General features: G+C 61.2%; 27 protein-coding genes. 12 read left to right on the top strand and 15 right to left on the bottom strand.

The features are described 5' to 3' along the window. Positions 1-18: 18 nt before the first annotated feature. The 7 genes from NE851_RS29170 to ruvC form a co-directional block, all read right to left on the bottom strand. Positions 19-531 carry an NUDIX hydrolase gene (locus NE851_RS29170; protein WP_047616500.1) on the bottom strand — a complete coding sequence of 171 codons (513 nt, stop codon included), beginning with the start codon at positions 529-531 and terminating at the stop codon, positions 19-21. A gap of 6 nt (positions 532-537) precedes the next feature. Beyond that, positions 538-1,440, bottom strand: a complete 903-nt coding sequence (locus tag NE851_RS29165) for a metallophosphoesterase (RefSeq protein ID WP_254959522.1) — start codon at positions 1,438-1,440, stop codon at positions 538-540. Continuing rightward, positions 1,441-2,481: a Holliday junction branch migration DNA helicase RuvB gene (gene ruvB, locus NE851_RS29160; RefSeq protein ID WP_003552548.1), complete on the bottom strand. Its 1,041-nt coding sequence runs from the start codon at positions 2,479-2,481 to the stop codon at positions 1,441-1,443. It lies immediately after the preceding gene. Further along, positions 2,478-2,882: a type II toxin-antitoxin system VapC family toxin gene (locus NE851_RS29155; RefSeq protein WP_049810847.1), complete on the bottom strand. Its 405-nt coding sequence runs from the start codon at positions 2,880-2,882 to the stop codon at positions 2,478-2,480. The genes ruvB and NE851_RS29155 overlap by 4 nt, the downstream gene beginning before the upstream one ends. Then, a complete protein-coding gene (locus NE851_RS29150) occupies positions 2,879-3,163 on the bottom strand; it encodes an AbrB/MazE/SpoVT family DNA-binding domain-containing protein (RefSeq protein WP_028755538.1) in 285 nt (94 codons plus the stop codon). The genes NE851_RS29155 and NE851_RS29150 overlap by 4 nt, the downstream gene beginning before the upstream one ends. A 74-nt stretch (positions 3,164-3,237) precedes the next feature. Next, complete coding sequence (gene ruvA / locus NE851_RS29145) at positions 3,238-3,852, bottom strand: Holliday junction branch migration protein RuvA (protein WP_028755539.1); 615 nt, start codon at positions 3,850-3,852, stop codon at positions 3,238-3,240. A gap of 42 nt (positions 3,853-3,894) precedes the next feature. Then, positions 3,895-4,404 carry a crossover junction endodeoxyribonuclease RuvC gene (gene ruvC / locus NE851_RS29140; RefSeq protein WP_028755540.1) on the bottom strand — a complete coding sequence of 170 codons (510 nt, stop codon included), beginning with the start codon at positions 4,402-4,404 and terminating at the stop codon, positions 3,895-3,897. A 241-nt stretch (positions 4,405-4,645) separates the two neighbouring features. Here ruvC and NE851_RS29135 point away from each other — a divergent pair, with 241 nt between their 5' ends. Next, entirely contained in the window at positions 4,646-6,961 is a 2,316-nt protein-coding gene (locus NE851_RS29135) for a methyl-accepting chemotaxis protein (RefSeq protein ID WP_254959521.1), read from the top strand. 126 nt (positions 6,962-7,087) lie between these two features. Further along, positions 7,088-8,089, top strand: a complete 1,002-nt coding sequence (locus NE851_RS29130) for an LLM class flavin-dependent oxidoreductase (RefSeq protein WP_063475354.1) — start codon at positions 7,088-7,090, stop codon at positions 8,087-8,089. A gap of 78 nt (positions 8,090-8,167) precedes the next feature. Here the strand turns inward: NE851_RS29130 and NE851_RS29125 are convergent, their stop codons facing one another. Continuing rightward, the gene (locus NE851_RS29125) at positions 8,168-8,914 is read right to left on the bottom strand and encodes a YebC/PmpR family DNA-binding transcriptional regulator (RefSeq protein WP_047616509.1); all 747 of its coding nucleotides are present in this window, start codon (positions 8,912-8,914) and stop codon (positions 8,168-8,170) included. Positions 8,915-9,054: 140 nt separating this feature from the next. On the opposite strand from NE851_RS29125, the gene NE851_RS29120 reads away from it, so the two are divergent. Then, complete coding sequence (locus NE851_RS29120) at positions 9,055-9,558, top strand: pyridoxamine 5'-phosphate oxidase family protein (protein WP_028756321.1); 504 nt, start codon at positions 9,055-9,057, stop codon at positions 9,556-9,558. A 132-nt stretch (positions 9,559-9,690) separates the two neighbouring features. On the opposite strand, the gene NE851_RS29115 is transcribed toward NE851_RS29120, so the two are convergent. From NE851_RS29115 to NE851_RS29085, 7 genes are all read right to left on the bottom strand, one after another. Then, positions 9,691-10,536: an MBL fold metallo-hydrolase gene (locus NE851_RS29115; RefSeq protein WP_254959520.1), complete on the bottom strand. Its 846-nt coding sequence runs from the start codon at positions 10,534-10,536 to the stop codon at positions 9,691-9,693. Positions 10,537-10,690: 154 nt separating this feature from the next. Beyond that, positions 10,691-11,515, bottom strand: coding sequence for a TIGR00282 family metallophosphoesterase (locus NE851_RS29110; RefSeq protein ID WP_047616512.1), 825 nt, complete (start codon positions 11,513-11,515; stop codon positions 10,691-10,693). 3 nt (positions 11,516-11,518) lie between these two features. Beyond that, a complete protein-coding gene (locus NE851_RS29105) occupies positions 11,519-12,106 on the bottom strand; it encodes a 5-formyltetrahydrofolate cyclo-ligase (protein ID WP_254959519.1) in 588 nt (195 codons plus the stop codon). Between the two features lie 118 nt (positions 12,107-12,224). After that, the gene (locus NE851_RS29100; protein ID WP_097543116.1) at positions 12,225-12,917 is read right to left on the bottom strand and encodes a hypothetical protein; all 693 of its coding nucleotides are present in this window, start codon (positions 12,915-12,917) and stop codon (positions 12,225-12,227) included. A gap of 59 nt (positions 12,918-12,976) precedes the next feature. Continuing rightward, on the bottom strand, positions 12,977-13,894 hold the full coding sequence (locus NE851_RS29095) for an NAD-dependent epimerase/dehydratase family protein (protein ID WP_254959518.1): 918 nt from the start codon (positions 13,892-13,894) through the stop codon (positions 12,977-12,979). Next, positions 13,891-14,715, bottom strand: coding sequence for a glycosyltransferase (locus NE851_RS29090; RefSeq protein ID WP_254959517.1), 825 nt, complete (start codon positions 14,713-14,715; stop codon positions 13,891-13,893). The genes NE851_RS29095 and NE851_RS29090 overlap by 4 nt, the downstream gene beginning before the upstream one ends. 30 nt (positions 14,716-14,745) lie before the next feature. Then, entirely contained in the window at positions 14,746-15,966 is a 1,221-nt protein-coding gene (locus NE851_RS29085; protein ID WP_047616745.1) for an NAD-dependent epimerase/dehydratase family protein, read from the bottom strand. A gap of 141 nt (positions 15,967-16,107) precedes the next feature. Here NE851_RS29085 and ybgC point away from each other — a divergent pair, with 141 nt between their 5' ends. The 9 genes from ybgC to tilS all read left to right on the top strand — a co-directional run bounded on the left by ybgC (position 16,108) and on the right by tilS (position 24,325). Next, positions 16,108-16,563, top strand: a complete 456-nt coding sequence (ybgC, locus tag NE851_RS29080; protein ID WP_012485098.1) for a tol-pal system-associated acyl-CoA thioesterase — start codon at positions 16,108-16,110, stop codon at positions 16,561-16,563. A gap of 376 nt (positions 16,564-16,939) precedes the next feature. After that, entirely contained in the window at positions 16,940-17,659 is a 720-nt protein-coding gene (gene tolQ, locus NE851_RS29075; protein WP_047616526.1) for a protein TolQ, read from the top strand. A gap of 18 nt (positions 17,660-17,677) precedes the next feature. Beyond that, positions 17,678-18,133, top strand: coding sequence for a protein TolR (gene tolR / locus NE851_RS29070; RefSeq protein WP_003542730.1), 456 nt, complete (start codon positions 17,678-17,680; stop codon positions 18,131-18,133). Positions 18,134-18,141: 8 nt separating this feature from the next. Then, entirely contained in the window at positions 18,142-19,284 is a 1,143-nt protein-coding gene (gene tolA / locus NE851_RS29065; protein ID WP_047616750.1) for a cell envelope integrity protein TolA, read from the top strand. Next, complete coding sequence (gene tolA, locus NE851_RS29060) at positions 19,285-19,722, top strand: cell envelope integrity protein TolA (RefSeq protein WP_254959516.1); 438 nt, start codon at positions 19,285-19,287, stop codon at positions 19,720-19,722. 23 nt (positions 19,723-19,745) lie between these two features. After that, positions 19,746-21,056, top strand: a complete 1,311-nt coding sequence (gene tolB / locus NE851_RS29055) for a Tol-Pal system beta propeller repeat protein TolB (protein WP_254959515.1) — start codon at positions 19,746-19,748, stop codon at positions 21,054-21,056. A 153-nt stretch (positions 21,057-21,209) separates the two neighbouring features. Next, entirely contained in the window at positions 21,210-21,743 is a 534-nt protein-coding gene (gene pal, locus NE851_RS29050; protein WP_018243435.1) for a peptidoglycan-associated lipoprotein Pal, read from the top strand. Between the two features lie 162 nt (positions 21,744-21,905). Further along, entirely contained in the window at positions 21,906-22,892 is a 987-nt protein-coding gene (gene ybgF / locus NE851_RS29045) for a tol-pal system protein YbgF (RefSeq protein ID WP_168332517.1), read from the top strand. Positions 22,893-22,903: 11 nt separating this feature from the next. Further along, entirely contained in the window at positions 22,904-24,325 is a 1,422-nt protein-coding gene (gene tilS / locus NE851_RS29040) for a tRNA lysidine(34) synthetase TilS (RefSeq protein WP_254959514.1), read from the top strand. Positions 24,326-24,341: the final 16 nt, after the last annotated feature.

Here is a 24,341-nt window from a genome sequence, read left to right as displayed (position 1 = left end):
CGTGCTGGAATGTTTGCGTCAGTCCTCGTCATCGAGATTGCCGTCCCGCCAGACGAGGTGACGGGGCGCGGCAGGCAGGTTCTCGATTTCATCGGCGATGAAATAGGGCGGGATGTCGAGCGCGGTCAGGGCCGTGCGCGTCGCCGACACCCATTTGAATTCGAGATGATTGTCACCGTCTTCGACGCGATGGATGATTTCGTGCGACTGAAAGGGGAAGTCCGGCGGGATCTCCATCAGATAATAGAAGCCGAGCTCATGCCAGTCGCGCTGCTCATAGTGGAAAAAATTCTCGACGATCCAGAGCAGGCGGGAGACGGTGACGTCGACGCCCAGTTCCTCCATCATCTCCCGTTTCAGCGTCTCCTCCGACGTCTCGCCTATTTCCGCCCTGCCGCCCGGAAAGGTCCAGAAGGGTTCATGCACGGCGCGATGAACGAGCACATGGCCATTGCGAAAACCGAGGCCGGCGATGCGATAGTTGAAACGCTCGGCGCCCGCATTCAGGCGGATGAGAGTGCGCTTGGTCATGCCATTCTATCCAAGATCGATCACGACGATTTCCGGCGGCACGCCGAAGCGCACCGGTGCAATGGAACAGCCGAGACCGCCGGACACGATGATATTACGCCCCTCCTCAACCATATGGCCATAGGCGTAGCGATTGCCGTAACGCGAGGGCACGACCGGCGAACGGCCCAGCAGCCGGATCTGTCCGCCATGCGTGTGGCCCGATAGCGTTAGCGAGACGCGCTCTGGCACGCGCGGGAAGATATCGGGTTCATGGGCGAGCAGGATGACAGGCGCATCGTCGGTCACCTGAGCCATCGTTCCCTCGAGATCGTCGAGGCCGAGCATATGCGTGCGGCCCCACTTCCGGCCGGGCAGCAGCGCCAACTGATCTTCGATGCCTGCGAGCCAAAAGCCGCGGCCATCCTTTTCGAGCCGAACGGCGCGGTTGCCATAGACCGGGATTCCGACATCGGCGAGAGCCCGGTGTCCGAATGTTTCCATCCCGCCGTTCTTCTGGGCGGTGCGGTCCTCCCACCAATCGTGGTTGCCCATGACCGCATGGACTCCGAGAGGAGCCCGCAAGGTGGCGAGCGCCTTCGACCATTGGCCCGAATGCACGTATTGGGTCACCATGTTCATGCCGGCGGCATAATCGCCGAGCAGAATGGTCATATCGCCTTCGAGTTCATTTGCCCTGTGGCAGATCGCGGCAATGCGACTTGCCGACATCCAGGGTTCGCAGGCGTGCAGATCGGCGAGCGCGACGATGCGGAGCTTCAGCCCCGGTGTCCATCCCGGCGGTGTCAGCCGGTAGCGGGTGATGGCGAGCCGCGCGAGCGGTTCATAGGCGAAGGCATAACCACCGAGTGACATGACGCCTGCGACACCGCCGCCGAGAACCTTGAAAAATCCGCGGCGGGGGATCACTCAGTTATCCTCCTGAAACAGCCGGAACTGCGCAGCCTCCATATCCTTAGGTGGTTGCATTCCCAGATGTTTCCACGCGATTGCGGTCAGAACGCGGCCGCGTGGCGTGCGCTGAATGAAACCCTGCTGGATCATGTAGGGCTCGATGATGTCCTCGATCGCGTCGCGCGGCTCGGAAAGGCCGGCGGCAATGGTTTCAATGCCGACTGGGCCGCCGCCGAAATTGACCGCGATCATGTTGAGGTAACGTTTGTCGAGCTGGTCAAAGCCGACATTGTCGACCAGCAGGCGGGTCAGCGCCTCGTCGGCGATCTCGCGGGTGACGGCCTCTGCCCTTGCCACCTCGGCAAAGTCGCGCACGCGCCGCAACAGCCGGCCGGCGATGCGCGGGGTGCCGCGGGCGCGTCTTGCGATCTCGCGGGCGCCCTCTTCGGTAATCGGCAGGTTCATCAGCCGCGCGCCGCGGCGCACGATGAGTTCCAGCTCCTCGACGGTGTAGAAGCTCAAGCGGACCGGAATGCCAAAGCGGTCGCGCAGCGGCGTCGTCAACAGTCCGAGGCGAGTGGTGGCTGCCACCAGCGTGAATTTCGACAGGTCGATCTTCACCGAGCGAGCTGCAGGGCCTTCCCCGATGATCAGGTCGAGCTGAAAATCCTCCATGGCCGGATAGAGGATTTCCTCGACGGCGGGGTTGAGACGATGGATCTCGTCGATGAAGAGCACATCTCGCTCCTCGAGGTTGGTGAGCAGGGCGGCGAGATCGCCAGCCTTGGCGATCACGGGACCCGACGTCGAACGGAAGTTGACGCCGAGCTCCTTCGCCATGATCTGCGCCAGCGTCGTCTTGCCGAGGCCGGGCGGGCCGACGAAGAGCACGTGGTCCAGCGCTTCGCCACGGTTTTTCGCCGCCTCGATGAAGACCTTGAGATTGGCGCGCGCTTCCGCCTGGCCGGTGAACTCGTCCAGCGATTGCGGGCGCAAGGTGATATCAAGGTCTTCGCCCCGCTTTTCCGGTGATATCAGGCGGGCGGGTTCGCTCATGTCAGAAGCTCCATACCTGGCACAGTCTTGAACGCGTGCCGGTCAAATGTCTTGGTCGCCTGGCATCCCTCATCCGCGGCGCGGTAGCCAATCAAGGCATCGGCAAAATCTGCGTTTCGCGTTTCCACGGCCCTCAGGGCCTTGATCACCAGGGTCTGGTTCTCGATGTCCAATCCTCTGACGCGTGTCAATTTGCCGATTGCCTCGACAACATCCTTTTTCTTGAAGCCGAACCGGGCGCGCAACGCCCAATCCAGTTCCAAGAGATTCAGAAGCGAGAGAAATCCACGATAGTCCCTGCCGATACCTTCACCGAACTTCAGCGCGGCAGCCCTTTGCTCCGGATCGTCGTCGACAATAAGCCTCAGAAGGACGTTTGTATCCACACCATACGCAATCATGCGGCCACATCCGATTTCGACCGCGTGGCTTCGTCGACCACATCGCTGCCCGCAGCATCGGTGACCGTTGCGTCGATCTCCTCCAGCGAAGCACGTCCATTTGGAGGCGATCCGAGAAGGCCTGCGAGATCGTTGAAGTTGATCGATTTTGGTGTGATCACGACCTCTCCGTCGATGATGGAGAAAACAAGCTGATCGCCGGGCTGAAGACCGAGAGCATCCCGCAGTTCCTTCGGAAGCGTTATTTGGCCCTTGGGTGAAAGCGTAAATTCTCCCCACATCGATCAGTAGTCCTATTTTGGCGAGTGAGTCGGAAAATTTGTCATTTGTCGGAAAATCGACAGTTTATCCTACTCTACCGCGCCAGTTCCTTCAATCCCAATCGGATCAGCTTGGCGCTGTCTGCACCATCGCCTGCCGTCTTCATGGCTGCGGCAATCGCATTCGCCGCCTGGTCGCGGGAATAGCCGAGGTTGGTCAGTGCGGAAACCGCATCGGCGACAGGTGCTGCCGCGACACCTTCGCCGAGTTCCTGTTTGAGGCCGATATTGATCGCTTCGCCGGCAAAGGCCGGCGCCCGGTTCTTGAGCTCGGTGACGAGGCGCATCGCCACTTTCGGACCAACGCCCGGTGCGCGGGAGACGGCGGCGCGGTCCTGCAGGGCGATCGCATTGGCGAGTTCGCCCGGCGTCAACGTCGACAGCACGGCGAGTGCCACCTTGGCGCCGACGCCCTGGACGCTCTGGAGCAGGTTGAACCATTCCCGCTCCAGCGCGCTCATGAAGCCGAAGAGCTTCAACTGGTCCTCGCGCACATAGGTCTCGATGAACAGCACGCAGGCCTCGCCGGCCGAGCCGAGCTTGGACAGGGTGCGGGCCGAACAATGGGCGACGTAGCAGACGCCGTGCACATCGACGAGCACATAGTCTTCGCCGATCTCGTCTATGGTGCCTTTCAGCTTGCCGATCATGGGTCGCGGTCTCTCAGCAGATGGGAACAAGTCAAGTATAGATTAACCGGCCAGTGCCTGGCGCATCCGGTTACTGCCGCGATTATGCGCGTGGCAGATGGCGATCGCCAGGGCGTCGGCAGCATCGTCGCCCTTGAATTCGACTTTCGGCATCAGGATCTTCAGCATCATGTGGATCTGGTGCTTTTCGCCATGGCCGACGCCGATGACGGCCTTCTTGACGGCGTTCGGGGCATATTCCGAAACCGGCAGGCCGGCACGCGCCGGCACCAGCATGGCGATGCCGCGGGCCTGGCCAAGCTTCAAGGTCGCCACCGCATCCTTGTTGACGAAGGTCTGTTCGACGGCGGCTTCATCCGGCTTGTAGCTATGGACGATCTCCGCCAGGCCGTCGTGCAATTGGCAAAGGCGAGAGGCAAGGTCCATGTCGCCATCGGAGGTCACGGTTCCAGACGCGACAAACCGCAGGGAATTGCCCAGCGTGTCAATGATTCCCCAGCCGGTGCGGCGAAGTCCGGGATCAATACCGACAATGCGAATCGTATTTTGCATGGTTCAACCTATAGCGATCGCGAAATAAGTGCCATCGATATGTGAACAAAACAAAAACACTCCCGGATTTAGGCCCCGCCATTTACCGCGAATTAAAACAGATGCCCGAATTCTAGTCGTCAATACGAGAGGGGCTTCTTTTCACGAAGATTAAGCCCCCGATGTTCTGTTTACAGGTCAGTCGATCGGGCATGCGCTGCATGCCAGGCTGGCAAGCGCGTTCAGAAGGGGTTCGTCGTACATGGCACAGAGATTTCAATCCCTGTCCTTCAAGGTCATCGTCACATTCATTCTGCTGACCGTGCTGTCGATCGCGGTCATCGACGTACTCGCCTATTTCGCCAGCAGCCGCATCTCCGACGAGCAGGCGCTGAAGGCCAAGGAAAGCGTGCTGATCTTCCGCGGCGACATGCTGCAGGACCAGCTGGCGCAGCTTGAAAACCAGGCCAACTCGATTGCGCGCATCGAGGCGCTGCAAATGTCGATCACCAGCCTGAAGAGCGGCTGGAAAACCATCGAGAAGACCTCGGGCGACGCTCGTGCCGAGCTGAAGAAGGTTTTCATATCGAACAATCCCAACCCGGCCGACCAGCGCGAGAAGCTTATGAAGCCGGAAGGGCCGAGCGGCTTTTATTATTCGAACCATGAGAAGACGCAGGGCGAAGTCGCCCGCGACCTCGAGGATACCGCCTTCAGCGACCTGCTGATCGCCGATCTCGAGGGCACGGTCCTCTATTCCTATAAGAAGGAGGACGATTTCGCCGAGAACCTGAAGTCGGACGCCTGGAAGGCAACCGGCGCCGGCATCGCTTTCGCCAAGGCGATCGAGAATACCGCCAAGGCGACCGATGATGCCGCGCCGACAAGTTTCTCCGGCCTTCGCGTCGATGCCGGCAGCGGCAAATCGGCGATCTTCTATGCCGTGCCGATCATCAAGCTCGGAGCGGCCAAGGGCATCATCCTCTTCAAGGTGCGCGACGACATCGTCACCGGCATCCTTGCCAAGGGCATCGTCCAGGGCAGCACGGCACGGGCGGCGATCGTCTCCGGCGATGGATCGGCTATCGGTCTCGATGCGGCCGGCAAGCTTGCCATGCTCGATGCCACACCCTTCACCTTCATCCAGAGCGCACTTGCCAGTTCGGCGATGACGGTTGCCGATTTCAACCGGGCGGATGGCGCCGCCCGTGCCTATGTCCGCGGCATCGACTATCGCGGCGACCGCTTCCTGGTGGTCGAGAGCGTGCTGCTCAGCGAACTCAATGCCGGCTCGATCGAGATCGCCACTCTGCTGACGATGATCGGCATCGGCGTGCTCGTCGTCATGGCGGTCGCGACCGGCCTCGTCACCAATTTCCTGTTTTCGCCACTTGCCCGGCTTGCCGGCGTCACCCGCGATGTCGCGGACGGCAAACTCGACAGCGAGATCGGCAGCCTGAACCGCAAGGACGAAATCGGCACGATGGCCAACGCGCTCGCCCGCTTCCGGCAGTCGCTGATCGAAGGCCGCGAGCTCGAAGCCGCCAGTGAAGAGACGCGCCTGCAGGCCGAGCACGACCGCCAGCAGAATCTGGCCGAGCGCGAGGCAGAGGCGAAGACGCTGCAGCAGGTGGTCGAGGCGCTCGACGAGGGCCTGCATCATCTGGCGAACGGCGATCTCGCCTACCAGATCGATACACGCTTCCCGAACGAGCTCGAAAGCCTGCGGGTCAATTTCAACGAAGCGCTGGCGACGCTCAGCGAAACCATGACGGCAATCGGCGGCAACTCGATGGCGGTGCGCGCCGGCTCCGAGGAGATGCGCACCGGCGCCGACGAGCTTGCCGGGCGCACGGAGCGCCAGGCCGGCTCGATCACCGAAACGGCGAATGCGATCAGCGCCATCACCCAGTCGGTCCGTCAGCAGATCGAGCGGGCCGAACAGGCCGAGCGCATCGCTCGCGACGCCAAGAAGGAAACGACGGGCTCCGGCCAGATCATGCAGGAGACGATCGCGGCGATGGAGGCAATCCAGGCTTCCTCGCGCCAGATCAACACGATCATCTCGGTCATCGACGACATCGCCTTTCAGACCAACCTCCTGGCGCTCAATGCCGGCGTCGAGGCGGCGCGCGCCGGTGAATCCGGCAAGGGCTTCGCCGTCGTCGCCATGGAAGTGCGCGAGCTCGCCCAGCGCTCATCGAGCGCGGCGAAGGAGATCTCCAACCTGCTGCAGAAATCGACGCATGAGGTCGAAAGCGGCGTTACGCTGGTGGAAAGGGCGGGCGTTGCTCTCACGGGCATCGGCGCCCATGTCGAGGCGATCAACGGACAGATCAACGAGATCATGGGCGCGACCCGCGAGGAGGCCAATACGCTGCGTGAGATCAATAGCGCTGTCGCCGAACTCGACGCGATGACGCAGCAGAACGCCTCGATGGTCGAGGAGACGACGGCGGCGATCCACCGGCTGGCGACGGAAGCCCTGGAAATGGACCGCCAGCTCGGCAATTTCACGCTGCCGCAAGGCCACCACCAGCCGAGCGCCGAGGTGCATGTGCTGCGCCGTCACCGCTAAGCTATCGCTTCCAGCATCTGGCAGGGGTCGCGCTCGCGCGGCCCTTTTTGTTTGCGCGCATGGTTTGGAATGGTGCGAGGGCGAACCTACATAGGCTGCATCCTTCAACTGCCCGGCAGGTTTTCCATGGTTCCCTTCTCCATACTCGACCTTTCCCCCGTTGCCGAAGGCAGCACCGTGCGTCAGTCCCTCGAAAGTTCGGCGCGGATGGCTGAGAAGGCCGAGGAGTTCGGCTACAAGCGCTTCTGGCTCGCCGAACATCACGGCATGCCGGGGATCGCCAGTGCCGCCACATCAGTCGTCATCGGCCATGTCGGGGCTGCGACCAAGCGCATCCGCATCGGCTCGGGCGGCATCATGCTGCCCAATCATTCGCCACTCGTCATCGCCGAGCAGTTCGGCACGCTGGAGGCGCTTTTCCCCGGCCGCATCGATCTCGGCCTCGGGCGCGCGCCGGGAACGGATATGCGCACGGCACAGGCGCTGCGGCGCAACCTCGAAGCCGGCGCAAACAGCTTCCCCAACGACGTGGTGGAATTGCAGCAACTCCTTGGCACACCGGTCGAGAACCAGGCGATCCTCGCCGTTCCCGGCAATGGCTCGCATATCCCGATCTGGCTGCTCGGCTCCAGCCTTTACAGTGCGCAGCTCGCCGCCATGCTCGGGCTTCCATACGCCTTCGCCTCGCATTTCGCACCCGACATGCTGCTCGATGCGATCGCCATCTACCGTGACCGTTTCCAGCCTTCGGCGACACTCGACAAGCCCTATGTGATGGTCGGCGTCATGGGCGCGGTGGCGGCGACGGACGAGGAGGCGCGGTACCATTTCACCTCCGCCCAGCAGCAGTTCGTCAATCTGCGCCGCAATGTCCGCGGGCCGTTCCCGCGTCCGGTGGCCGATATGGAGGACTTCTGGTCGCCGATGGAGAAGATGAATGTCGAACACACGCTGCGTTATGCCGTCGTCGGCTCGCCAAAGACGGCCGAAGCGAAACTGACGGAGTTTCTGCGGGAAACAGAGGCCGACGAGGTGATCATCTCGATGCCGATCCATGACATCGAGGCGCGGCTGAAATCGGTGGAGCTCTTCGCGGGGCTGGGGAGCTTCATGCGAGCCGCCGCTTAGGATCTACACAAGGATCTTGCCCGCAAGAAAAAACCCGGCGTTGCGGCCGGGTTTTATTTAACACCTGTCTGAGGAAACTCAGGCGGAGAGCTTCGCCAGCACTTCTTCCGAGACTTCGAAGTTGGAATAGACGTTCTGCACGTCGTCATCGTCTTCGAGCGAGTCGATGAGCTTCATCAGCGACTGGGCTTTTTCCTCGTCCACCGGCACGTTGTTCTGAGCACGCCAGATGGCCTTGACGGTTTCGGCTTCGCCGAGGCTCGATTCCAGCGCTTTCGCCACTTCGCCGAGGGCTTCGAAGCCGCAAGTGATGTAGTGGCCGTCTTCGTCGGTCTCGACGTCGTCGGCGCCGGCTTCGATCGCGGCTTCCATCACCTTGTCGGCATCACCGACGGAAAGCTTGTAGGTGATTTCGCCGACATGGTCGAAGGAGAAGGAAACGGAACCGGTTTCGCCGAGAGCGCCGCCGGCCTTGGTGAAGATCGAGCGGACGTTGGAGGCGGTGCGGTTGCGGTTGTCGGTCAGCGCCTCGACGATGATCGCCGTGCCGCCCGGGCCATAGCCCTCGTAACGGACTTCATCGTAGTTTTCGCCGTCGGCGCCGGCTGCCTTCTTGATGGCGCGGTCGATATTGTCCTTCGGCATGGACTGGGCCTTGGCGTTCTGGATCGCCAGGCGGAGGCGGGCGTTCATCGTCGGGTCGGGCAGGCCGGCCTTGGCGGCAACGGTGATTTCGCGTGCGAGCTTGGAGAACATTTTCGACCGCACGGCGTCCTGACGGCCCTTGCGGTGCATGATGTTTTTAAACTGTGAATGGCCAGCCATGGCACCCCTGTTCACGTCTCATTGTTCGGAATGGGCCGCCTTATAAGAGCGAAACGGCACCCGTTCAAGGAAAAAGCAGTTCGGAACAAAGGCGAGGGGATGACGTTTCAATCGAACTCCACCCAACGAAAGGAACGGTCATGGCAAGTCTCAGCGAGGCGCAGGAACATCCAGCACGTCAGCTCTGGGATCAGGTCAACGATGTTCATGCCGGCATGCTCGGAATTTCGGGGCTGGACATGCACATGCAGCCGATGGCGCCGCATGCCGATCCCACCACCAATACCATCTGGTTCTATACCAAGACCGATGCCGACATCGTGCGCGCCATCAAGCCCGGCAGCCGCGCACATTTCTGTGTCATCGGCAAGGATCACGATTATCACGCCTGCCTTGCCGGCGTGATCGAAGTGCGCCCCGACCCTTCCAAGATCGAGGAGTACTGGAGTTCGATCATTGCCGCCTGGTACGACGGCGGCAAGAAGGACCCCAAGCTCACCATGCTTTCCCTCCACGTCGACGATGCCGAGATCTGGGTTTCCACAGGCAACAAGCTGAAATTCGGCTGGGAAATCGCCAAGGCCAATCTAGACGACGACAAGATGCCGGATGTCGGCATCAAGCGTCATCTGCAATTTGCCTGACGCGCAAGGCTCCTGCATAATTCTTAAATCGGAACCGATTTAAGGATAAAATTGCAGCAATTCACAGTGCTACAGCGTCCTTTGCGCGTCTAAAAGACGCGCGGCGCTGCAGGAGGGAAACCGCCGGGCCTTTTACCGCACACCCTTCAGCACATAGATCAGCGGTTTTTTCGGCAGCGTGCGCATCGAGACGGTGATGCTGTCGTCGGGCGCATAGCCGACGTCGAAATCCTTGCCGAACATCGAAACGAAGGCATCGACCGGCGGGCCGCGGCGGTGCATCGGCAGGATCAGCGACGAGCGCAGCCGCTTGATGACGCGGCTCATGCTGTCGGCGCCCATGGTCAGGCCGCCATCGACCGGCACCATGACGACATCGAGGCGGCCGATCTCGATATAATGGGTATCCGTCAGTTCGTAATGCAGGTGGCCGAGATGGCCGATGCAGAGGCCGGCGATCTCGAAAATGAAGATGGAATTGCCGTTCTCCTGCGAGCCGCCGAGGCCGTAGCTGAAGCGGATATCCGTCGGAACGTTGCGGATATAGGCATCGCCGACGACGAGATCGATGTCGGCCTTTTCGCCGGGAACGTCGCTCCACCCATGCAGAACATGTTTGATGCCGGGATCGGGAGTCAAGGTGAAGTGGGTGGTGTGCGCCTTGTTCATGGTCACCACATCGGGCAACGTCGCCGGCCTGTACCAGCCGTTATAGTCTGTGGCGATGATGATGCCGCCGGGCGTGTCGATTTCGAAGGTGGAATGGCCGAGGAAGGTGAATTTGACGTCTTCGCCCTCGGAGACAGCAGGTATCGGCGGCGGGGCGCCGGAAAAGCTTGCAAAGGTCGCCTTGGGAATAGTCTGCGCGATCGCCTGGCATTGGCTGACGGGCGTTCGCTGCTCCTGTGTCCTGGCAGGACCCGACGCGGCGAAGGCTGCTAGGCATGCGATAGCGAGGACAAGATATTGCGGCTTCATGCCACCCCTCCGGCGCTTTCACAGAGAGCGCCGCACGTCCGAAGGGCGCGCTAACGACGCTCGATCACTTTGAATTGGCGGCCGGAGAATGCGGCAAGTGGTCGCAGGGGTCTAGACTGGGGATGCTCACAATTGCGTGTTGGTCGCGGGTGAATTACCGCCAGAACTCCGGCACCGTCTCGGCCAGCCGCGGTCCGAGCCGGAGCGGCGCGATCTTTTCGGCCAGTCCGGTGCTGTCGGAAATCTCGACACCGACGCCGCAGATCGTCGCGGGGCCGTTGGCTGCTTCCATGCGGCCCTTCGGCATCTTGGAGATGAAGCGGTTGAGCGGCTCCTCCTTGTCCATGCCGAGGGAGGAGTCGTAATCGCCGCACATGCCGGCATCCGACATATAGGCCGTGCCGCCGTTCAGGATCTGCGCATCGGCCGTCGGCACATGCGTGTGGGTGCCGACGACGAAGCTGGCGCGGCCGTCGACGAAATGGCCGAAGCACTGCTTCTCGCTGGTCGCTTCCGCATGGAAATCGAAGATGATCGCATCGGCCTGCTCCTTCAGCGGGCAGGCGTCGAGGATCGCCTCCGCCGATTTGAAGGGATCGTCGAGCTCCGGATGCATGAAGACCCGGCCCATGACGTTGGCGACGAGTACACGCGCGCCGTTCCGGGCATAGAAAAGGCCGGAGCCGCGGCCGGGCGTGCCTTGCGGATAGTTGGCCGGCCGCAGGAATTGATCGTGCCGCCCGGCAAAAGCAACGGCTTCCTTCTGGTCCCAGACATGATTGCCTGTCGTCACCACATCGGCGCCGGCATTGATCGTCTCCAGAAAAATGTCCTCGGTGATACCGAAGCCGCCGGCGGCGTTCTCGCCGTTGACGACGACGAAATCGAGCTTGAGGTCGGAGATCAGGCCGGGGAGGCGGTCCCAGACCGCCGTGCGTCCCGTCTTGCCGACCATGTCACCCAGAAAAAGCAGCCGCATTCCCTATCCAATCCAAGAGGCAAAAAAGCGAAGGCCGCTTTCTGTCAGGATGGCATCCAGGCTTATGTCGTGCGGCTCAGCGGGCACATGTGCCACTTCCTGGCAGTCGAATGCAATGCCGATCAGCTTCGGATGCAGGCCTTTTTGCCTTAGCCGGCTGATGGCGCGGTCGTAGTGGCCGGCGCCATAGCCGATACGGTGGCCTCTGATATCGAAGGCCGAAAGCGGCACCAGCATGATTTCGGGATCGAGAATGGCGGCATCGGCGCCGGGGCCGACCGTACCGAAACCGGTATCGACAAGCGGCGCATCTTCGGTCAGCTCGCGAAAGACGATGGTCTGCCGGTCGAGGATCGCCGGTACGCAGAGCCGCGCACCGCGCACGGCAAAGCGTGCCATCAGCGGCCTGAGATCGGCCTCCGAACGGATCGGCAGGAAGCCGGAGATGATCGTACCCAGCGCAAAACCAACGGCCTCGCCGGCATGATCGGCCATCGCGAGACTTTTGGCGGCACGTTTTTCGGCGGGGATGGCGTCGCGTGCGGACAGCCGTTCGTTGCGCAGCTGCGCCTTCAATTCTTTCGCGGTCATTCGATCTGCCGGTTCTGAGAGATTTGGCCGAGCATAGACGGCTGGATCTCCGATGCAAATGCCGGATGCGACAGCATCACGCCGGTTTCACGCCTCGCCCGCCGGCGGCTGCGGATCGTCAGACGACGATACTTGTCGGTATCGTCGCGGCGGCGATGGAGAAGCCAGCGATGTCGGGAATGGCATTGACCCCGGCCTGCCGGTTCTGCTGCAGATCGCGCATCGCCTTTTCGAGCAGTTGTTTGAGTTCGCGCACAACCGCCTTGAACGCTTCCATCGTTTCGCGATCACCAGCCGAGATGTTGGAGAATTTCGGGGCATCCTCGGCAACGCTTTCATAGGCCTTGCGGGCGTTGGCTGCGGCGTCCGGTTCCTGCGAGCCGGTCTCGCCGGTCCGAGTGTCTCCTGAGATATCCGTCAGCGCGGCATCGGTCCCGCTGGTTGCGACCGCCGCTGTATCCACCGGAACCGCCGTTGCCGGGCTGCCGGTCGCGACTGATGATGCGAATTCGGAGGCGGCGGTGCCGACCTTGCGCGCCAGTTCGACGGCCAGCCGGGTGACCACCTCAGGCGGCATGTTGGAACTGCGCAGCATCTGCAACTGCTGCTGTGCCTCTTCGAGCTTGCGTTGCGCCTTCGCCTTGGCTTCATCCCCCGAGTTCGCCAGGGTCTGGCGCATCTGCTGCAGCGCCTGAGTGGTGCGCTGCAGCTTGAGCACACCCTGACCGGCCTCGCTTCCGGCGACCGATGTGGCTGCCGTCGAAGACGCGCCGCGCAAGATGATGGAGGCAGACATGGTTGCGACCTGCATGGACAATCCCCCGATTTTCAATTCGGGCTCCCGATTGCAATTCGGCGCATTCTGCAACGTCAGGCTTGTGTGGACCTGTGTCTGCGGGACGTCGGCAATACAGCGGCCAGCCGCTGCATCGTCTCTTCGAACAGAGAGGTTCCCCCGGGCATCCAGCCGAGCGCGCGGATTTTCGCTGTGCTCATGGGGTTGAGCGCCGCCCTGTCGGCAGGAGCCGGCGGCGCGTGTCGACAGCTCGTCTCGCGGCGAATAGCGGAAAGGATATCGTGCGTGTCGATCGCGATGTCCGAGACGTTGAAGACCTCGCCGGAGATGCGGGTGCTTTCCGTCTCCAGCATCAGCCGTACCGCCCGCCCGAGGTCGCGGCCGTGAACCTCCGTTCCCACGCGGGCGACAACCGGTTGGCCGGCGAGGTAGTCGGCGATGAGTCCGTCCCATTTGTTCGGCGAGAGATCGCCATAGACGCCGGTCGCCCTCAGGCTGACGCCGGCAAAACCGGGTGCTGCGAGGTGGGCGAGTGCGCGTTCGGCATCGAGCTTGACCTGGCCGTAGAGTGTTTCGGGCTTGGCCAGCATCGTCTCCGCCAGTTCGGTTCCCACGGGATGTTCGCCATAGGCGGCGCGGCTGGACAGGAAGATGCAGCGGCGCGTGCCGGCGCGTTTGGCGGCTTCGAAAAGCCGGACGGTGCCGTCAAGGTTCAATCTGTGGAAGGTCTTGGGGTCGTCACCCTCTCCGCCGCGATATTTGCCCGGAACATGGCTTAAGGCGGCATGGACGAAGAAATAGGCATCGTCGAAAGCGTCGATCTGATCCTTGTCGGGATCGAGCGAAAGCGCTGCGAACTCGACCGGGCGGGAGAAGAGGCGGGGCAGCGGCGCGCGGCGCCCGCCAACGATCACCTGATATCCGGCGGCCAGCAGTTCCTCGACGACATACCGGCCGACGAGACCCGTTCCGCCAGATACCAATACCTTCATGCTGCCCCTTCCGGATTGTTCAGCGCCGTGATCTCAGGCACATCATCGTCATCGTGGAAACGGTGCCACAGATCGATCAAAGGTTGTAGTCGCGCTGCCTTGGGATGATCCTTTTCCCACGGTTTTTCATACTGGTAATGCAGGATCGAAATGCTCTTCCAGTCCCAAAGCTCCGGCATGGTGAACCATACATATTGCAGCATGTTGAAATAAACCGGCAGGCCGTGCCAATCCGGGAAGAACGTCTCAAGAAACGTCTGATCGGTGCGCCGCCAGAAAGCGTCCGGCCTGTCGAGCCGTTCGAGCATGTGCCGGAATGTGTCATGCGAGGGCGTGGCGACGAAGACGCCGGAATTCATGCGGCGGAAGTCGGCGAGTCTCTCATAGACATTGGGGGCGGCGGAAAATTCCGGATAGAGGAAGAGCCTGTCGACATTCTTCAGCACGAGGGCGTCGGCATCGATGAAGACGCAACGCTCGTATTCGACGAGCTGCCACAGCCTGAGCTTGCAGAAATTGTCGAGCGGCGAATGGAAATCTGGCTTGCGGCCCTTGGTAAAGGGGGCTGCGGAATGGAGCTGGCGATGCGCATGGCGTTCGTTGAAGGCGTCGGAGAGCGGCAGGTGCTGGACCTCGATCAGGCGACAGTCGAGCGCTTTCAGGGGGGCGAGGGCGCCTGCATCGACGCCGCCGGTGTGGAGGACGACGATGTCGGCGCTTGTGCCCGTGCGACGAAGCGAATTTGCCAGGGCGGTGGCGCCCATGGCGTAGTCGGCATTGGTGACGAGGGTGACATAGGCGAGGTTTGAGGTAAAAGTCATCGCTGCAGGGGCTTCACCAAAAGATACCGCTCATGAAACCGACTTCAGTCGCTTGCCTTCCGGATCGTGATTGATCGTCGCGGCGATGTCCTTGGTCCAGGCGGAGACGGCCGGAACGCGCGAGCGGTCGACGCGATAGGCGAATTTCTTCGCCACGTCGACGATCTCGCCGAGCAGGCCCGCTTCCAGCGTGATCGGTTCGAGGCCGAGATTGCGGAATTTTTCGTTCCGGACGATCAGATCGTTTTCAGCGGCTTCCTTGCGCGGGTTCGGCAGCCAGGCAATCTGGGCGCCGCTCATCCTGGCGATCATCTCGGCGAGGTCGCGTACCCGGTGGGTTTCCGTCATCTGGTTGAAGATCTCGACACGCGCGCCGCGCGCCGGCGGGTTCTCGAGCGCCAGTTCGATGCAGCGCACCGAATCCTGGATATGGATGAAGGCGCGGGTCTGGCCGCCGGTGCCGTGCACCGTCAGCGGATAGCCGATCGCCGCCTGGATGAGGAAGCGGTTCAGCACCGTGCCGTAATCACCGTCATAGTCGAAACGGTTGATGAGCTGCGCGTGGCGGCGCGTCTGCTCGGTATGTGTGCCCCAGACGATGCCCTGGTGCAGATCGGTGATCCTGAGGCCGTCGTTCTTGGCGTAGAACTGGAAGAGAAGCTGATCCAGGCACTTGGTCATGTGATAGATCGAGCCGGGATTGGAGGGATAGAGGATCTCCTGGCTGGCCGTCTCGCCGCCTGTGGTTTCGATGCCCACCGGCAGGTAACCTTCGGGGATCGCCGCGCCGACCGTCGAATAGCCGTAGACGCCCATGGTGCCGAGATGAATGAGATGGGCGTCCAGGTTAAGTTCCGTCAGCGCGTTCAGCAGGTTGTGCGTGGCGCTGACATTGTTGTTGACGGTGTAGTTCTTGTGGCGGTCGCTTTTCATCGAGTAGGGCGCGGCCCGCTGTTCGGCGAAATGGATGACGGCGTCCGGGCGGTTTTCGGAAAGCCAGTTCTTCAGAAGTTCGTAATCCCTGGCGAGATCGATCAGATTGAAGTGGATGCGGCGTCCGGTTTCGGCATGCCAGATGCGGGTGCGCTCCTGGATCGAATCCATCGGGGTCAGCGACTGAACGCCAAGTTCGGTGTCGATCCAGCGGCGTGAGAGGTTGTCGAGGATATGAATGTCATGCCCGGCATCGGAGAGATGCAGCGACGTTGGCCAACCAATGAAACCGTCTCCGCCCATAACCGCAATCTTCATCACATCGTCTCCTGATCGGTCGCTCATTATCGGGAATAGTTAGGAATTATGACAATCATTCAATGCCTGCCGGCCGGGCATTCAATGCTTGCCTGTCTTGAAGCGTTGCGCCAAAGAGGGCACCTCAGTTTGGAGAAAATTATGACGGAACGCCCTTTTTCCATTTCGGGAGAGTTGACGGAGGCCGGACATCGCCTCGTCCAGCGGGTCTATTATGAAGATACGGACTTCTCCGGCCTGGTCTATCACGCCCGTTACCTGCATTTCCTGGAGCGCGGCCGCACCGACTATCTGCGCTGCCTCGGCGTCGAGCAGCGCGAGCTCGTCAGCGCCGATGAGGAGGGCCTCGTTTTCGTCGTCCACCGCATGGAGATCGACTTCAAGAGCCCGGCGCGCATGGATGATGTGCTGACGATCCTGACGCACACGGAAAAGGCCGGCGGCGCCAAGATGGTGCTCAATCAGCAAATCCGCTCCGGCGAGACGCTGCTGATCGCCGCCAAGGTGATCATCGCCGTCATCAACGCTCGGGGGCGCCCGAGGCGACTGCCGGAAACACTGGCGGCGAAATTCCTGGAAGGCAGCACGCCGCTATAGCCACGAATCGCCCAGATTTCAGGCTTGTCAAAACTTGAACTTTATGTGAAGGAATTCCCGCGCCGCAGGATGAGCGCTCTTTCGGCAGCCGGACCTTGCTCCGGTCAAGTAATCCATGGACGAAAATCTTCCAAAACCAGGCTTACTGTCACAGTCCGGCACTAACGATCTATTAACCATAATAGTGTCTTACTGGGAAAGTCAGAGTTTGTGCGGTGCACGCCTTCCTTTGACCAAATTTGACGGCAAGAAGGCGGAAGATGAGCTTGGAAGTTTGACCAGGGCTTTGGGCGGCGGCCGCCGGAACACTTCTTGCGAGATCACTTTGTGCCGCCCGGTCTAGCACCGGGCGTTTGGATTCGGGGATTTTGGATCAATGGAACAAGTAGGATTGGCAGCAGCAACGGCGGACGTCAGCCTCTGGTCGCTTTTCATGCAGGCCGGCATCGTCGTCAAGCTCGTCATGCTCGGGCTCATCGCGGCCTCGGTGTGGACGTGGGCGATCGTCATCGACAAATACCTGGCTTATGGCCGCGCACGGCGCCAGTTCGACAAGTTCGAGCAGGTCTTCTGGTCGGGCCAATCGCTGGAAGAACTCTACCGTTCGCTGTCGGAACGCAACAATACCGGGCTGGCGGCGATCTTCGTGGCGGCCATGCGCGAGTGGAAGAAATCCTTCGAACGCGGCGCCCGCTCCCCGATCGGCCTGCAGATGCGCATCGACCGCGCGATGGACGTGACGCTCGCCCGTGAGACCGAATATCTCGGCGCCCGCCTCGGATCGCTCGCGACCATCGGCTCGGCCGGTCCGTTCATCGGTCTCTTCGGCACGGTCGTCGGCATCATGACCTCGTTCCAGGCGATCGCCGGTTCGAAGTCGACCAACCTTGCGGTCGTCGCGCCCGGCATCGCCGAAGCGCTGCTTGCCACCGCGATCGGCCTCGTCGCCGCTATCCCGGCGGTTATCGCCTACAACAAGTTCTCTGCCGATGCCGGCAAGCTTTCGGGCCGCATGGAAGGTTTCGCGGATGAATTCTCCGCCATACTTTCGCGCCAGATCGACGAGAAGCTGCAGCCGCGCGCTGCCGCTCAGTAACCAACGGAGTATTCTGACATGGGTATGGCTGTTGGAGGCAATGGCGGCGGGGGCGGCGGACGCCGCCGTCGCGGCGGTCGGAACAGGGCCGTGATCTCCGAAATCAACGTGACGCCGCTCGTCGACGTCATGCTCGTGCTTCTAATCATCTTCATGGTCGCGGCACCGATGATGACCGTCGGCGTGCCGATCGACCTGCCGGAAACGCAGGCCAAGGCGCTGAATTCCGAGACGCAGCCGATCACCATCTCCGTCAAGAACGACGGCGAGGTGTTCCTGCAGGAGACACCGATCCCGGCCGCGGAGATCGCCGCCAAACTCGAGGCGATCGCCACCACCGGTTATAACGAACGTATCTTCGTGCGCGGCGACGCGACCGCGCCTTACGGCGTCATCGCCGACGTCATGGCCCGTATTCAGGGCGCAGGCTTCAAGAATATCGGCCTCGTGACGCAGCAGAAGAAGGACCAATAGCGCTCAAAATGAAGGCCAGTGTCATCACATCTGCTGTTTTGCATGGCCTGGTGCTCACCTGGGCGATGGTGTCGCTCAGTGCCCCGGAATCCTTCAAGGTGGAGGATTTCGAGGCGATGCCGGTCGATCTCGTGCCGGTGGAATCCATCACCCAGATGCAGCAGGGCGATAAGAAGGCTCCGAAGAAGGAGACTTCCGCGCCCGTGCCGACGACACGGCCACCGATCGCACAGCCGGCCGAGAATGCCGGCGACAACAATGTCGATCTGAAGACGCCGCCGGTCCCGAACGCCAAGCCGAGCACCACCGAGGCTGCGGCAGCGAATTCGAGCGAAAAGCCGATGCCGCAGGTTGATCCCAAGCCGAACGACGTCAAGGAAGTCAACAAGGAAGAGACCGAGGTTGAGCAGCCGAAGGAGGTCGCCTCCATTCCGCCGCCGAAGCCTGTGGAAGTGACGCCGCCGAAGCCAGAGGAGAAGCCGCCGGAAGAGCAGGCCAAGCCTGAGGAGCCGCCGAAGCCGGATGCCGAGGCGCTGCCGGACAACGTGCCGACCCCTGTCGCCAAGCCGCAGGTAAAACCGCCGGAGCCAGAGAAGCCTGCCGAGAAGCCGCCGGAAAAGACTCCGGACGAGCCGAAGGCTGCCGAAAAGCCGACGGACAAGAAGAAGGCCGACAAGAAGCAGGAAGTGGCGAAATCGGCCTCGACGATGAAGAGCGATTTCAATGCCGACGAGATTTCGGCCTTGCTGAACAAGACCGACCCTTCCGCCGGCGGTGCAAAGCGCTCGACGCAGGAAGCATCGCTTGGCAACAAGAAGAGTAATGGTGGCGCTGCACTTAGCCAGAGCGAGATTGATGCGGTCCGCGGCCAAATCTCTGGCAACTGGACGGTTGTTTCCGGGTTGGCGGGTGCCAACGAGGTTCATCTTCAGGTTCGTGTTCAACTTGATCAGGCCGGGAATGTCGTTGGTGATCCTGAGGTCATTGCGACGGGCGGCCCGGATTCAACACGTCAAGCTCTAAAGAGCAGCGTTTACCGTGCTGTTATGAAATCATCTCCCCTCAAGAATTTGCCGGCAGACAAATATGAGGGAGAAAACGGCTGGAACGAGATGGATCTCACCTTCGATGCAAGCGATCTAGGAATCTAAATGCTGAGAAGCCTATGCCATTTCCTGAAAGCTATCGGGACGTTGACGATATTCACCGTCGTTTTTGCATTTCCGCTCAGCGTGCATGCGGAGACGAAAAGTGGTGAAAAAAGCGATCCAAAAGCACCGATTTTAACTGTGGCCGTTATCGACGCGTTGCGAAATGCCATTACAAATCGTTTTGTTCTTCCTAGCAACCTCAAGGATGCCGCCAGCGTTCATCTACGCTTTCGTGTGCGTCTTGATAGGGACGGTCGTGTTATCGGCACTCCCGACATGGTGGTGAGTGGTGGCAGCGAACGTACGCGGAAAATCATCGCCGACGCTGCTCTTCGTGCAATTATCCGTGCAGCTCCTTACGCGATGCTTCCAAAAGACAAATACGATGTCTGGAAAGAAGTCATTTTGAACTTCGACGCCAGCCAACTGAACCTATAAAGTGCTGAAAGGCTTGTTTTGATATGGTCAAGTGTTCCCTCATCCGCGCCCTGATGGTCGTTGCCGGCCTGGTTGGGATCGCCGCCTTCACGACTCCAGCGAACGCGCGTGTCGAGATCAACATCAACAAGGGTAACATCCAGCCGCTGCCGATTGCGGTGACTGACTTCCTTCAGGGCGACATGGGTGCGCAGGTCTCGCAGGTCATCGCCGCAGATCTTCAGCGTTCCGGGTTGTTTGCACCGATCAGCAAGACGGCCTTCATCGAGAAGATCTCCAACCCGGATGCAGCGCCGCGTTTCGAAGACTGGAAGGTTATCAATGCGCAGGCGCTGGTCACCGGTCGTGTCACCCAGGAAGCGGATGGCCGTCTTCGCGCCGAATTCCGTCTCTGGGACACGTTTGCCGGGCAGCAGATGACCGGGCAGCAGTTTTACACCCAGCCGGAGAACTGGCGCCGCGTGGCCCACATCATTGCCGATGCGATCTACAAGCAGATCACCGGTGAGGAAGGTTATTTCGACACCCGCGTCGTCTTCGTTTCCGAATCCGGCACCAAGCAGCAGCGCAAGCGCCAGCTGGCGATCATGGATCAGGACGGGTTCAACGTGCGCATGTTGACCGATGGCAGTGATCTCGTGCTGACGCCGCGCTTCTCGCCGAACCGGCAGGAAGTCACCTACATGTCCTTTGCCAACCAGCAGCCGCGGGTCTATTTGCTGCAGCTCGAAACCGGGCAGCGCGAGGTCGTCGGCAATTTCCCCGGCATGACCTTCTCTCCACGCTTTTCGCCGGATGGCCAGAAGGTGATCATGAGCCTGCAGCAGGAAGGCAATTCCAATATCTATACGATGGACCTGCGCTCGCGCACGACGACACGGTTGACCTCGACGGCTGCGATCGATACCTCGCCTTCCTATTCGCCTGATGGTGCCCGTGTCAGCTTCGAAAGCGACCGCGGCGGAAAGCCGCAGATCTACGTGATGAATGCCGACGGTTCCGGCCAGACGCGCATTTCCTTCGGCGACGGTTCCTATTCGACGCCGGTCTGGTCGCCGCGCGGCGATCTGATCGCCTTCACCAAGCAGGCCGGCGGCAAGTTCTCGATCGGCGTGATGAAGCCGGACGGCTCGGGCGAGCGCATCCTGACGACGGGCTTCCACAATGAGGGCCCGACCTGGGCGCCAAACGGCCGCGTTTTGATGTTCTTCCGCCAGGCGGCGGGGTCCGGCGGCCCGCAGCTCTATTCGATCGATCTGACCGGTTACAACGAGCAGTTGGTCAAGACGCCGACCTACGGTTCAGACCCGGCCTGGTCGCCGCTTCTGGAGTAGGCGATGTGGTGCTGCCTTCATGTCGCCTCAAAGTCATGGAAACCGGGCGACTACGGGACAAATCAGTAAATCGTTAACCATAATCTTTGAGGGGCGGTTAACCGAGTGCGGTTACTGTCCGGAAACCCTGATGAAATCGCAAGGAGACCGGCCATGAGCCGAATTCATACCCCGGCAATGAGCCGCATGCAGAATTTCGCCCGCAACCCCGTCATGATCGCGCTTATCGCCGGCCTCGCGCTCGCAAGCTGCGCCAAGAAGCCGCCGAACAGCGCCGGCGACCTCGGCCTCGGCACCGGTGCTGGTGGGGCTGCAACGCCGGGCTCTGCCCAGGACTTCACGGTCAATGTCGGCGACCGCATCTTCTTCGACACCGACTCCTCGTCGATCCGCGCCGATGCTTCGCAGACGCTCGACCGTCAGGCCCAGTGGCTTGCCCGCTACCCGAACTACCAGATCACCGTTGAAGGCCATGCTGACGAACGCGGCACGCGCGAATACAACCTCGCGCTCGGCGCCCGCCGTGCGGCTGCCGCCAAGGATTACCTCGCTTCGCGCGGCGTCCCGGCGCAGCGCCTGAAGACGATCTCTTACGGCAAGGAACGGCCGGTCGCCGTCTGCGACGACATTTCCTGCTGGTCGCAGAACCGCCGCGCGGTTACCGTGCTCGGCGGCGCCGGTATGTAACTTCCGGCAACAATTCGCTTTTTCGACGGGCGGTCCCATCAGGGGCCGCCTTTTCTTTTTGACCACACTTTGGCCAGACTCCGTTGCTTTTTGAAAGCAATTGGAAAAATCTCCTGTTCGTGCCATCGAGGTGCGAAGAATCACTGGGACAGGACGATACATATGAAGAAACTTGTCGTGGCAGGCATGCTGTGCCTCGCGGCTGTGACCGGGAGCGAACGAGCGGCCTATTCCGCTTCGTTTTTCGGGCTGCATCTTGGCGGCCGATCCGCGGAAAACCAGGCGGCGCCACCTGTTGTCAAGGTGCAGAGCGGCGACGCGGAGGTCCGTGTGCAGCAGCTCGAAGAGCAACTGCGGCAGTTGAACGGCCGGATCGAAGAGATGAGCTTTCAGCTTCTGCAGATGCAGGAGACGATCCGCAAGCAGCAGGAAGACAATGAATTCCGCTTCCAGCAGCTGGAAAAGACGGGCGGCGGCGGTGCCGCCAAGGCTCCGGTCAAGAAGAGTGAGACTGATGTCGCGCCGGCTGCTTCCGGCGGCGACGACATCGCCAAGGTGATTCAAGCACCGCAGGGAGCCGAAACGGCTCCCTCCACCAACGTACCTGCCAATACCGGCCTCGGCCAGCCACCGAAGGAGCTCGGCTCGATCGATTTCGATCAGAACGGCAATCCGGTCGGCGAAACCATGGATGAAAACGCCACCATCGGCTCCGGCCCGATTCCCGATGCCAATCCCGGGACGCCGCAGCAGACCGCCTCGCTCGGCAGCGAGGCTGATCAGTACAAGGCGGCCTATGGCCACGTGTTATCGGGCGATTACAGCACGGCCGAACAGGAATTCACGCAGTACATCACCCGCTACCCAAGCAGCGCGCGGGCGGCGGACGCCAATTTCTGGCTCGGCGAAGCGCTCTATTCGCAGGGCAAGTACAATGAGGCGGCCAAGACTTTCCTCAATGCGCACCAGAAATACGGCACATCCGAAAAGGCGCCGGAAATGCTGTTGAAGCTCGGCATGTCGCTCGCCGCCCTCGACAATACCGAGACGGCATGCGCCACACTGCGCGAAGTCTCGAAGCGTTATCCCAAGGCCTCGCGTGCGGTCATAAGCAAGGTTGCGAGCGAACAGAAGCGCCTCGCCTGCTAAGGTCTTCCGGCATGTCTCCGGAAGCCTCATCGCCGCAACAGGCGATCCTCCAGTTTCTCACCTCGCTTCAAAGCCCCGCGCGCATCCTTGTCGCGATCTCGGGCGGCAGCGATTCCACCGGCCTGTTTTTTCTTCTCGATGAAGCCGTAAAGGCCGCACCCGATCTCAAGATTTCCCTTTGCGCCGCGACCGTCGATCATGCGCTGCGCGCCGGCTCCGCAGACGAGGCGCGCGAGGTCGCAGCGCTGTGCGCATCGCTCGGCATTCCCCACACCATCCTGATCTGGCAGGGCGACAAGCCGAAAACCGGCATCATGGCTGCGGCCCGCGAGGCTCGTTATGACCTGCTGGCAGCCGCCGCCCAAAATTTCAAAGCCGATCTCATCGTCACCGGCCACACCTTCGACGACCAGCGCGAAACGTTTGCCATGCGGGGTCTGCGCTCCGAACAGGTTTCGACCGGCATCGCCGATGCGGTGCTGTTCGACCGTCATATCTGGATCATGCGGCCGCTGCTCGGCAGTCGGCGGGCAGATATCCGCGCTTATCTGAAGACACGTGGCATTTCCTGGCTCGACGATCCGAGCAACGAGGATGTGACCTATGAGCGGGTGCGCATGCGCCAGCGGCTCACGGAGGAGGAGGCTTCCAAGGCAGGGGCGGAGACCGAAGGGCAACGTCTTTTGCTCGCGGCAGATGCAGCCGCTTGGCTCGATCTGCATTTCCAGCTGCATGGCGGTGTGCTTGGTCATATCTCTCCCGACGGCCTGAGGGCCGAAGCAGCTGTATTGAATTACGCGCTTGGCCGTCTTGCCGCCGTTTTCGGCGGCCGGGATTTTCCACCGGGCGGCAAGCAGATGGACGGCATTCTCGCCTTTATCGCAGCGGCCAAGGCAGGGCGGATGACGGCGGGCAGGGTGGTGTTCGATCTCAGACGTAGCGGGCTCTATCTCGCCCGCGAAAGCCGCGGCATCCTCCCGCTGTCATTGCAGCCGGGTGAGCGCAGCGTCTGGGATGGACGTTTCGAGGTTGTGAACAATTCCCCGTTCGGCGTCAGGATCGAGGCGGCCGGGATGAATGCAGGACCGGGTGCGGCTGGGTCACCAAAGCGTGAAGAAGAGTGTTCCGCGTCCATAGAGTCCCGCCGATCGGGTTCCTACGACGAGCACAGCATTGCGGTGAGATGGGATGATACCCTGCCAAAAGCGGCATTGAAGCGCGCAACTGCTGCGTTGCCGGTCGTTTTGCCAATGGCTGACATTGTTTTTTCCGACGATTTGGCCGGCCGGGTGCGCCTCACGCCTTATTCCGCGCCGTTCGACCGCTTTTTGACACGATTTGATTTCATCTTTGCCAACAGGCTTTCGGCGGTTTTCGCGACGGCGCCCTATGCGAGGCTGCCTTTAAGAAGTATTGACGGAAAAACCATCTGACATGGGGCGTCGCCTT

Source organism: Rhizobium anhuiense bv. trifolii, from assembly GCF_024346605.1.
Taxonomy (GTDB): Bacteria; Pseudomonadota; Alphaproteobacteria; order Rhizobiales; family Rhizobiaceae; genus Rhizobium; species Rhizobium anhuiense.
Note: the sequence above shows the minus strand (reverse complement) of the source record. Positions and strands in the feature narration are given on the sequence as shown.

Bases quoted from the DNA above. Each gene is read 5' to 3' on its own strand.
- NE851_RS29170 (WP_047616500.1), bottom strand. From the start codon at position 531: ATGACCAAGCGCACTCTCATCCGCCTGAATGCGGGCGCCGAGCGTTTC.
- ruvB (WP_003552548.1), bottom strand. From the start codon at position 2,481: ATGAGCGAACCCGCCCGCCTGATATCACCGGAAAAGCGGGGCGAAGAC.
- NE851_RS29155 (WP_049810847.1), bottom strand. From the start codon at position 2,882: ATGATTGCGTATGGTGTGGATACAAACGTCCTTCTGAGGCTTATTGTC.
- NE851_RS29150 (WP_028755538.1), bottom strand. From the start codon at position 3,163: ATGTGGGGAGAATTTACGCTTTCACCCAAGGGCCAAATAACGCTTCCG.
- ruvA (WP_028755539.1), bottom strand. From the start codon at position 3,852: ATGATCGGCAAGCTGAAAGGCACCATAGACGAGATCGGCGAAGACTAT.
- ruvC (WP_028755540.1), bottom strand. From the start codon at position 4,404: ATGCAAAATACGATTCGCATTGTCGGTATTGATCCCGGACTTCGCCGC.
- NE851_RS29135 (WP_254959521.1), top strand. From the start codon at position 4,646: ATGGCACAGAGATTTCAATCCCTGTCCTTCAAGGTCATCGTCACATTC.
- NE851_RS29130 (WP_063475354.1), top strand. From the start codon at position 7,088: ATGGTTCCCTTCTCCATACTCGACCTTTCCCCCGTTGCCGAAGGCAGC.
- NE851_RS29125 (WP_047616509.1), bottom strand. From the start codon at position 8,914: ATGGCTGGCCATTCACAGTTTAAAAACATCATGCACCGCAAGGGCCGT.
- NE851_RS29120 (WP_028756321.1), top strand. From the start codon at position 9,055: ATGGCAAGTCTCAGCGAGGCGCAGGAACATCCAGCACGTCAGCTCTGG.
- NE851_RS29115 (WP_254959520.1), bottom strand. From the start codon at position 10,536: ATGAAGCCGCAATATCTTGTCCTCGCTATCGCATGCCTAGCAGCCTTC.
- NE851_RS29110 (WP_047616512.1), bottom strand. From the start codon at position 11,515: ATGCGGCTGCTTTTTCTGGGTGACATGGTCGGCAAGACGGGACGCACG.
- NE851_RS29105 (WP_254959519.1), bottom strand. From the start codon at position 12,106: ATGACCGCGAAAGAATTGAAGGCGCAGCTGCGCAACGAACGGCTGTCC.
- NE851_RS29100 (WP_097543116.1), bottom strand. From the start codon at position 12,917: ATGCAGGTCGCAACCATGTCTGCCTCCATCATCTTGCGCGGCGCGTCT.
- NE851_RS29095 (WP_254959518.1), bottom strand. From the start codon at position 13,894: ATGAAGGTATTGGTATCTGGCGGAACGGGTCTCGTCGGCCGGTATGTC.
- NE851_RS29090 (WP_254959517.1), bottom strand. From the start codon at position 14,715: ATGACTTTTACCTCAAACCTCGCCTATGTCACCCTCGTCACCAATGCC.
- NE851_RS29085 (WP_047616745.1), bottom strand. From the start codon at position 15,966: ATGAAGATTGCGGTTATGGGCGGAGACGGTTTCATTGGTTGGCCAACG.
- ybgC (WP_012485098.1), top strand. From the start codon at position 16,108: ATGACGGAACGCCCTTTTTCCATTTCGGGAGAGTTGACGGAGGCCGGA.
- tolQ (WP_047616526.1), top strand. From the start codon at position 16,940: ATGGAACAAGTAGGATTGGCAGCAGCAACGGCGGACGTCAGCCTCTGG.
- tolR (WP_003542730.1), top strand. From the start codon at position 17,678: ATGGGTATGGCTGTTGGAGGCAATGGCGGCGGGGGCGGCGGACGCCGC.
- tolA (WP_047616750.1), top strand. From the start codon at position 18,142: ATGAAGGCCAGTGTCATCACATCTGCTGTTTTGCATGGCCTGGTGCTC.
- tolA (WP_254959516.1), top strand. From the start codon at position 19,285: ATGCTGAGAAGCCTATGCCATTTCCTGAAAGCTATCGGGACGTTGACG.
- tolB (WP_254959515.1), top strand. From the start codon at position 19,746: ATGGTCAAGTGTTCCCTCATCCGCGCCCTGATGGTCGTTGCCGGCCTG.
- pal (WP_018243435.1), top strand. From the start codon at position 21,210: ATGAGCCGAATTCATACCCCGGCAATGAGCCGCATGCAGAATTTCGCC.
- ybgF (WP_168332517.1), top strand. From the start codon at position 21,906: ATGAAGAAACTTGTCGTGGCAGGCATGCTGTGCCTCGCGGCTGTGACC.
- tilS (WP_254959514.1), top strand. From the start codon at position 22,904: ATGTCTCCGGAAGCCTCATCGCCGCAACAGGCGATCCTCCAGTTTCTC.